The 7424-nt window shown below is 73.5% G+C and carries 10 protein-coding genes; 4 read left to right on the top strand and 6 right to left on the bottom strand.

Annotation, left to right across the window (positions count from 1 at the left end):
• On the top strand, positions 1-428 hold a 428-nt coding region (locus AB7J25_RS29295; RefSeq protein ID WP_428514385.1), incomplete at its 5' end, for a DnaB-like helicase C-terminal domain-containing protein.
• Positions 429-465: 37 nt separating this feature from the next.
• Here AB7J25_RS29295 and AB7J25_RS29290 read toward each other — a convergent pair.
• Both AB7J25_RS29290 and AB7J25_RS29285 read right to left on the bottom strand, forming a co-directional pair.
• Positions 466-1254: a class I SAM-dependent methyltransferase gene (locus tag AB7J25_RS29290; protein ID WP_428514383.1), complete on the bottom strand. Its 789-nt coding sequence runs from the start codon at positions 1252-1254 to the stop codon at positions 466-468.
• Positions 1251-1748 (bottom strand): nitroreductase family deazaflavin-dependent oxidoreductase, encoded by a 498-nt coding sequence (locus tag AB7J25_RS29285; RefSeq protein WP_428514381.1) that lies wholly within the window; start codon positions 1746-1748, stop codon positions 1251-1253. Before AB7J25_RS29285 ends, AB7J25_RS29290 begins: the two co-directional genes overlap by 4 nt.
• 78 nt (positions 1749-1826) lie before the next feature.
• Between AB7J25_RS29285 and AB7J25_RS29280 the strand changes: the two genes are divergently transcribed.
• The gene (locus AB7J25_RS29280; RefSeq protein ID WP_428514379.1) at positions 1827-2450 is read left to right on the top strand and encodes a TetR/AcrR family transcriptional regulator; all 624 of its coding nucleotides are present in this window, start codon (positions 1827-1829) and stop codon (positions 2448-2450) included.
• A gap of 66 nt (positions 2451-2516) precedes the next feature.
• Here the strand turns inward: AB7J25_RS29280 and AB7J25_RS29275 are convergent, their stop codons facing one another.
• The 3 genes from AB7J25_RS29275 to AB7J25_RS29265 all read right to left on the bottom strand — a co-directional run bounded on the left by AB7J25_RS29275 (position 2517) and on the right by AB7J25_RS29265 (position 4627).
• On the bottom strand, positions 2517-2792 hold the full coding sequence (locus tag AB7J25_RS29275; RefSeq protein WP_428514377.1) for a DUF3040 domain-containing protein: 276 nt from the start codon (positions 2790-2792) through the stop codon (positions 2517-2519).
• Between the two features lie 210 nt (positions 2793-3002).
• Positions 3003-3818, bottom strand: a complete 816-nt coding sequence (locus AB7J25_RS29270; protein ID WP_428514375.1) for a CoA-transferase subunit beta — start codon at positions 3816-3818, stop codon at positions 3003-3005.
• Positions 3815-4627, bottom strand: a complete 813-nt coding sequence (locus AB7J25_RS29265) for a CoA transferase subunit A (RefSeq protein WP_428514373.1) — start codon at positions 4625-4627, stop codon at positions 3815-3817. Before AB7J25_RS29265 ends, AB7J25_RS29270 begins: the two co-directional genes overlap by 4 nt.
• Positions 4628-4758: 131 nt before the next feature.
• On the opposite strand from AB7J25_RS29265, the gene AB7J25_RS29260 reads away from it, so the two are divergent.
• Positions 4759-5622, top strand: a complete 864-nt coding sequence (locus AB7J25_RS29260; RefSeq protein ID WP_428514371.1) for an aldo/keto reductase — start codon at positions 4759-4761, stop codon at positions 5620-5622.
• Between the two features lie 253 nt (positions 5623-5875).
• On the top strand, positions 5876-6265 hold the full coding sequence (locus tag AB7J25_RS29255; RefSeq protein ID WP_428514369.1) for a hypothetical protein: 390 nt from the start codon (positions 5876-5878) through the stop codon (positions 6263-6265).
• Positions 6266-6315: 50 nt separating this feature from the next.
• Here the strand turns inward: AB7J25_RS29255 and AB7J25_RS29250 are convergent.
• On the bottom strand, positions 6316-7424 hold a 1109-nt coding region (locus AB7J25_RS29250), incomplete at its 5' end, for an amidohydrolase family protein (protein WP_428514367.1).

Genomic DNA, 7424 nt, shown 5'->3' with positions numbered 1-7424 from the left:
GGGCGAAGGCGCGCCGGCTCAAGCAGCGCAACGACCTCAAGCTCGTGATCCTGGACTACCTGCAGCTGATGACGTCGGGGCGCAAGGTCGAGTCACGTCAGCAGGAGGTGTCCGAGTTCTCGCGGCAGATCAAGCTGCTGGCCAAGGAGATCGAGGTGCCGGTGGTGGCGATCAGCCAGCTGAACCGCGGTCCCGAGCAACGCACGGACAAGCGGCCCATGCTGTCGGACCTGCGCGAGTCCGGGTCGATCGAGCAGGACGCGGACATGGTGATCCTGCTGCACCGGCCGGACGCGTTCGAGCGCGACGACCCGCGGGCGGGGGAGGCGGACCTCATCCTCGCCAAGCACCGCAACGGGCCCACCAGCACGATCACCGTGGCCCACCAGCTGCACTACAGCCGGTTCGCGGATCTGGCCCACGGCTGAACCGCCGTCGCTCGCCGTTGCGTCCCGGGCGCTGCGGCTACACGACCCCGGTGGCGACGACGGCCTCGATCGGGAAGACGACGCCTTCGTCGTCGGTGAAGGGCGCCATCGCGCTCGTCACCTCGGTGGCGAGCGCCGCGACACGTTCCGTGGGCAGCGCCGCGACCGGTTCGGACAGTGGCGAGGCCGCCACCTGGCGGTGCAGGAACGTCTCGGCGGAGGGGAAACGGACCACCCCCACGTCGATGACGACGCTCACCGGGTGCAGCCGGGCGTTCTCGAGCAGGCTTCGCAGATCGTCGCGCCCCGGCCCCGCGAACGGCGCGCGCATGATGTCGCCGATGTCCGTGCCCACCGCCCGGTCGAGAGCCTCGGCGAGGGCCAGGTAGCCGGGTTGGTGCGCGATCGAGCGCCACACGCTGACGCCGATGCGCCCGCCCGGGCGCAGCACCGCGCGCCAGGCGGCGATCGCGGCGGCGTGGTCCGGGAGGAACTGCAGCCCCTGTTGGCAGAGCACCACGTCGTAGTGCTCGTCGTCCGGACCGGCAGGCGCGGCGGCGTCGGCGACCTGCCAGGTGACGTCGCCGCAGACGGACCGCGCCACGTCCAGCATGTCCGGGTTCCGGTCGATCCCCGTGGTGAGCGCGCCCCGGGCGGCCGCGTGCCGTGCCACGGCGCCGGTGCCGCAGGCGACGTCGAGCACCCGCTCACCGCGCTGCGGCGCCACCCGGTCCACCAGGCGCTGCGCGAACGGGCCGAAGAACGCGGGCACGAGGTAATCCTCGTAGGAACGGGCCGAGCTGACGTTCCAGCGCTGTGCGGTCATCCGACCTCCTCCAGGCGCAGTACGGGGATGGTGCGCGGCGCCGCCCAGCGCCGGTAGCGCTCGAAGCCGGGATGGATCTCGGTGGCCCGCCGGAAGGCCTGCTCCCGCTCGGCACCCGCGAGCTCGCGCGCCACCACGGCGCGCCGGACGCCATCGGTCGTGGCGACGGCGCGCGGGTCGGCGCGCAGGTTGTGGTACCAGGCCGGGTGGCGGGGCCTGCCGAAGTGGGATGCCACCACCACGATGCCGGCGTCGTCGGGCACGGCCAGCACCGGCACCACCCGCGGCCGGCCCGAGCGTGCGCCGGTGGTGGTCAGCATCACGAGCGGCACACCGGCCAGGGCGCCGGTGAGCGTGGCCCTTCCTCCGGTCATCCGGTCCACGCACCGGTCGGCCGGATGCTGGATGCGGCCGTAGACGCAGGCCATCACCCGGGTGGCCGCGGTGCGGCGCACCAGTCGGCGGAAGGGACCGCTGAGTCGGTAGCTCGTCATGACGACCTCGGGTGCAACGTCGCGTCACAGGAGTTCTACCACGCTTAACGCAACATTTCGTTGCGATAAAGTGGTGACGTGCCCTCGTCACCCGGTTCGCCCGTACGGCGCCGTCCCGGCGGCCGCAGCGAGCGGGTGCGCCGTGCCGTGCTGGACGCCACCCTGGCCGAGCTGGGCGAGGTCGGGTACGCGGGGCTGACGCTCGAGGGCGTGGCCCGCCGCGCCGGCATCCACAAGACCACGCTCTACCGCCGCTGGCAGACCCTCGAGAAGCTCGTGCTCGCCGCGATGCTGGAGCAGGCGAGGGTCGGTGTGCCGGTGCCCGACACCGGCAGCCTCCACACTGATCTGCTCGCCCTCTGCCGCGGATCGCTCGCCACGGCGTCGACGCCGCAGAGCCAGACGGTGCTCCGTACGGTGATCGGCATCGGCCCCCGCGACCCGGCGATGGTCGAGTCCGCCCGCGCCTTCTGGACCCGTCGGCTCGCCATGGATGCCGAGATCGTCACCCGGGCCGTCGCCCGGGGCGAGATCCCCCCGGACACGCCACCGGAGGAGATCGTCGAGGCCGCCCTCGCCCCGATCTACTTCCGCCTGCTCGTCACCGGCGAACCGGTGGACGACGCGTACCTCCACCGCATCGCCGCCCGCGTCGCTGCCGCCGAGACGACGGCCCGCGCGACCGCCCGGCCGGGTAGGTGACCGCCGGGACCGCACGCCGGGAGCACGTACCCGCGTCGATCGGCGGGTGCGTCCGGCGAAGGGCCCTCACGCCAGGCGCGGCCGTCTCCAGACCCCGGCCCGAAGGGCGGCGATGTAGAGGGCGACCACGATGAACGCAACGCCCAGCAGTGCCACTGCCAGGGTGGAGATGATGCTGCCGAACACGGCGAGGACCACGCCGAGCGCGATGAGCGCGCCGGGCAGGCCGAGCCTCGACCTGCGGCGGGGACCCTCGCGGAACATGCGCACGAGCTCCGGGTCGGTCGCCGCGAGGTGCTCCTCGATCTTGGCCAACGCCCGCCGGTCGCGTTCGCTGATCATGTCCTACCCCTGTCGTGCCGCGTCCCGACTCCACGCACCCGGACACGGCGGCCAGGACCGGGCGCGCATGACTACCCGAAGGAGCGTAGGGCGGTCACGGTGAGTATGGGAATGGGGAGGGCCGCCAGAGTCGTTACCGACCTGTGACAGCATCGTGTGCGAGCTGTGTCCTTCAGTGATCCAAGGCCTACACCGAGTGATCGCCCCTGGTCAGCTCTCGCCGACCGTCCGGAGCGCACGCAGCGTCGCCAGCTCACGCTCGGAGGGCGCGTCGGTGACGGTCAGCGGCATCGCCACCTCCAGGTCCCAGCCCGTCTCGGCGCGCACCCGCTCGACCGCCACGCCCGGGTGCAGCGCGGTGAGGACCAGCTCGCACGTCTCGGGATCCGGTTCGAGCACGCCCAGGTCGGTGATGACCCGCTGCGGCCCCGCTCCGCGCAGCCCGAGCCGCTCGCGGTCCCCGGGTCCCTCACCGAACCCGACGGAGGTCACGAAGTCGACCCGTTCCACGAACGCCCGGCGCCGGTGGCGCATCACGATCGTCACCTCACGGCACGATGCGGCGATCTCCGGTGCGCCACCCGAGCCGGGCAGCCGCACGTCCGGCTCGTCGTACTCGCCGATCACGGTGGTGTTGATGTTGCCGAACCGGTCGAGCTGTGCGCCGGAGAGGAACCCGACGTCGATGCGACCGGGCTGCAGCCAGTAGTTGAAGATCTCGGGGACGCTGACGACCGTGAGCGCCGACTCGACGAGGATCCCGTCCCCGATGGACAGCGGCAGCTCCGCAGGCCGGCTGTCCATCGTCCCCGACTCGTAGACGAGCACCAGGCTGGGCGCGTGCAGCCGGCGCGCGAGGTTGGCCGCCCGCGACGGCAGCCCGATCCCGACGAAGCACGCCTGCCCGTCACGCAGCGAGCGGGCCGCCGCGACCGTCATCATCTCGTCGGCCGTCCACCTCGCGGCCGGTTGCGCGTCCGGGGGCGTTCGCGGGGCGGGCACCGCCGCGGCGGTGGAGGTGCTCATGCGGCCTCCTCCGAGCGCAGCCCGTCCAGCCAGCGGCAGAAGCGGTCGCGGTCGCGGCTGATCGCGTCCCACTCGCGGTAGGCGGCGTTGTCGCGGTCGTAGTAGTCCAGGGCGTAGGACGGCGCGGCGCCGCGCGGGGCGGGCGAGACGGCGCTGACGGTCCACGACGGAAGGATCACCGCGCCCGGGCGCGGTTCCAGCTCCTCCACGACCTCCTCGACGGTGACGAGTGCGCGCTCCGCGGCCAGGACCGCCTCCTTCTGCACGCCGGTGATGCCCCACAGCTGGACGTTCCCGGCACGGTCGGCCTGCTGGGCGTGCACGATCGTGACGTCCGGGTTCAACGCGGCCACCGCCGCGAGCCGCTCGCCGGTGAACGGGCAGGTGACCGTCGAGATCGTGGGCGTGTGCTCGGGGAGATCGGTGCCCGCGTAGCCGCGCAGCACCGCGAACGGCAGGCCGGAGGCGCCCGCGACGTAGCGGTTGGCCATCCCGGCGTGGCTGTGCTCCTCGATCTCCAGCGGCTCGGGCCAGCCGTGCGCCAGCGCGTCACGCATGCGGTGCAGCGACCCGACACCGGGGTTGCCGCCCCACGAGAACACCAGTCTCGACGCGCAGCCGGCACCGATCATCTGGTCGTAGACGAGGTCGGGCGTCATGCGGACGAGTGTGAGGCCGCGGCGGCGCTGGCGGATGATCTCGTGGGCCGCTGCGAACGGGATGAGATGGGTGAACCCTTCGCACGCGACGGTGTCGCCGTCCCGCACGAGCTCGGCGACGGCCCGCGGCAGCGGCAGTATCGAGCCCACGGCCCAGGACGCTAGTGCGCCTGCTGGAGATCCGCTACACGCGAACGTCCCCCGCCCGGCCGAGGGACTGCCGACGTGCAACGCGTCACTCTCCCCGGACACTCCGTACGGGGTGGGTGCACCGTTGACGGATGGCCCGTGATGTCTCGCCTGCGGCGCGGCCGCAGCGGTTCTCCTTCAGTGACGGCACATCCGTGCACCGGCTCGGCTTCGGCACCATGCAGCTCACCGGTCCCGGCGTCTGGGGCCCGCCTGCCGCTCCCGCAGCCGCCGTGGCGGTGCTGCGACATGCCGCCGAGCTCGGCGTCGAGCTCTTCGACACCGCCGACTCCTACGGTCCGGCCGTCGCCGAGGAGTTGCTGCGCGAAGCGCTGCACCCCTACGACGGTCTCCTGATCGCCACGAAGGCCGGTTTCCTGCGCACCGGCCCCGGCAAGTGGCATCCCTGCGGTCGCCCCGAGTACCTGCGCCAGCAGTGCGAGCTGTCGCTGCGCAGGCTCGGGGTGGAGCGCATCGACCTGTTCCAGCTGCACCGGATCGACCCGACGGTGCCCGCCGACGACCAGTTCGGGCTCCTCGCCGCGCTGCGCGACGAGGGCAAGATCCGGTTCGTCGGGCTCTCCGAGGTCGGCGTGGACGACATCGAGCGTGCCCAGCGCCTCGTCGACGTCGCGACCGTGCAGAACCGCTACAACCTCGCCGACCGCGCGAGCGACGGGGTGCTGCGCTTCTGCACCGAGCAGGGCATCGGGTTCCTGCCGTGGTTCCCGATCGCGTCCGGTGAGCTGGCGAAGCCGGGCGGGCCCGTGGCGGAGCTCTCCGAGCGGCTCGACGTGTCACCCGCGCGGATCGCGCTCGCCTGGCTCCTGCAGCGCTCCTCGGTGATGCTGCCGATCCCCGGCACCTCGTCCCTGGAGCACCTCGAGGACAACTGCGCCGCCACGTCGCTCACGCTGGATCTCGAAGCCGTCGAGAAGCTGGACGTCGCGTACTGATCCGACGGACGGACGATGACCTACAGCCGAATAGCCCAATACACTCGGTAATGCCGCCACCCGAGTGAACTTCACCCGATACGGGGCCCGGTCCGTCCGGGCCCCGTTTCCGTCCCCGGCACCCGGCGTTGAACCCCGTACGCGCCCGCCGGGCGGCCCGATCGGGGTCGGCCCGCGAGCGCACCCCCGACCTCGATCCGACGGGAGACGTGTGTTGTCCGAAGCTGTGTGGAGCCACAACGTCCTGACCAGGATGAACGATGCCCGCAGCCTGCGCGCGGCGGCCACCGGCCGGCACGCGTTCCGCGATCCGGCCGACGACGCGGGCTTCGCGACGCCGATCTTCAACGCGCTCGTCGCCGGCGGCTGGCCGCCCAGGCAGCAGGCGGACCCGTCCGCAGCCACCACCGCGGCCCTGCGCACCGTCATGCCCGACACGATCAGGCGGTCGCCCGGCCGGGCTCGCGCCCCGCAGCCGCCCCGTGCCGCGACGCCGACCGGCCGCCGTCACGGCACGGCCCAGGACCGGGGCAGGTGGCAGCCGGTCGCGATCCCCGGCTCCGGCGGACGCCGGCACCTGGACGGCCCGGCGCGGCAGTCCGGCCGCCATCACCTGCAGCTGACGCCGGGCCTGGCCGGCTGACGCTCCACCCCGATCGACGGCACGCCCAGGGGTCACGCGTGGGCAGGGGATCAGCCGCGGATGCGGGCCGCGACCGCCCGGACGTCCGCCGTCGTCGCCGCCCGGTCCACCCGCGTCGGCTCGCCGTCGGCCAGCACCTGCTCGCCGGCCACCCACACGTCCCGCACGAGGCGCGCGCCACCCGCCCACACGAGGTTCGACACCAGCTGGGCGTCGTCCTCGGGGGCGGCGAAGGCGGCGTCGGCCAGGTCGACGTGCACCAGGTCGGCCCAGCGGCCGGGTTCGAGCGCGCCCAGATCGTCGCGCCCGACGGCGGTCGCTCCCTCGCGGGTGGCCATCAGCAGCAGCTCCGCCGCGGTGAGCGCCGCGGCGTCACCGCTGGTCACCCGGGCGAGCATGCCGGCGAGGCGGGCCTGCGCCCACAGGTCCAGATCGTCGCCCGAGGCCGGACCGTCCGTCCCCAGCCCGACGCGGATCCCGGCTCGGCGCAGCGCGGTGACCCGCGCGATCCCGGCGGCGAGCTTCGCGTTGGAGCCCGGGCAGTGCGCCACCGCGGCCCCGCGCGCCGCGAGCAGCGCGATGTCGTCGTCGGACAGCTGCACGCCGTGCGCGGCCAGCACCCGCCCGCCGAGCACACCGAGGCTCTCGAACATCGCCGGAACCGAGCCGTACCGCTCCCGCTGCACGACGTCCTCCTGCACCGACTCGGCCAGGTGCACGTGCAGCAGCGCGCCCCGCTCCCGCGCCGCCTCCGCGACGGTGGGCAGCGCCTCGTCCGGGAGCGTGTACGCCGCGTGCGGCCCGTAGCCGAGCTCGACCCGGTCCCCGGGGCCGAACCGCAGCCCGTCCGCGTCGATGCGGGCGGAGACCTGGTCGCGCATCTGCTCCCAGGTGCCCAGCCGCGCCCACGCGGGCCCGGCGATGATCCCGGGCGTCAGCAGGACCCGCGATCCCACCGACAGCACGCCGTCGACAAGGGCGTCGGTCGAGAAGTACATCTCGACGGTGGTGGTGGCGCCGGTGCGCAGCAGCTCGACGCACCCCGCGGCCATGCCGGCCCGGATGTCGCGGGCGCGCAACCGGCCCTCCATCGGCCACATCACCTCGTGCAGCCAGCGCAGCAGCGGCAGGTCCCCGCCCGCGCCGCGCAGCGCGATCA

Origin of the sequence: Pseudonocardia sp. (assembly GCF_050246655.1) — a bacterium.
Lineage (GTDB): Bacteria > Actinomycetota > Actinomycetes > Mycobacteriales > Pseudonocardiaceae > Pseudonocardia.
This window is presented reverse-complemented; position numbering and strand designations above follow the sequence as displayed.

Bases quoted from the DNA above. Each gene is read 5' to 3' on its own strand.
- AB7J25_RS29290 (WP_428514383.1), bottom strand. From the start codon at position 1,254: ATGACCGCACAGCGCTGGAACGTCAGCTCGGCCCGTTCCTACGAGGAT.
- AB7J25_RS29285 (WP_428514381.1), bottom strand. From the start codon at position 1,748: ATGACGAGCTACCGACTCAGCGGTCCCTTCCGCCGACTGGTGCGCCGC.
- AB7J25_RS29275 (WP_428514377.1), bottom strand. From the start codon at position 2,792: ATGATCAGCGAACGCGACCGGCGGGCGTTGGCCAAGATCGAGGAGCAC.
- AB7J25_RS29270 (WP_428514375.1), bottom strand. From the start codon at position 3,818: ATGAGCACCTCCACCGCCGCGGCGGTGCCCGCCCCGCGAACGCCCCCG.
- AB7J25_RS29260 (WP_428514371.1), top strand. From the start codon at position 4,759: ATGGCCCGTGATGTCTCGCCTGCGGCGCGGCCGCAGCGGTTCTCCTTC.
- AB7J25_RS29255 (WP_428514369.1), top strand. From the start codon at position 5,876: ATGAACGATGCCCGCAGCCTGCGCGCGGCGGCCACCGGCCGGCACGCG.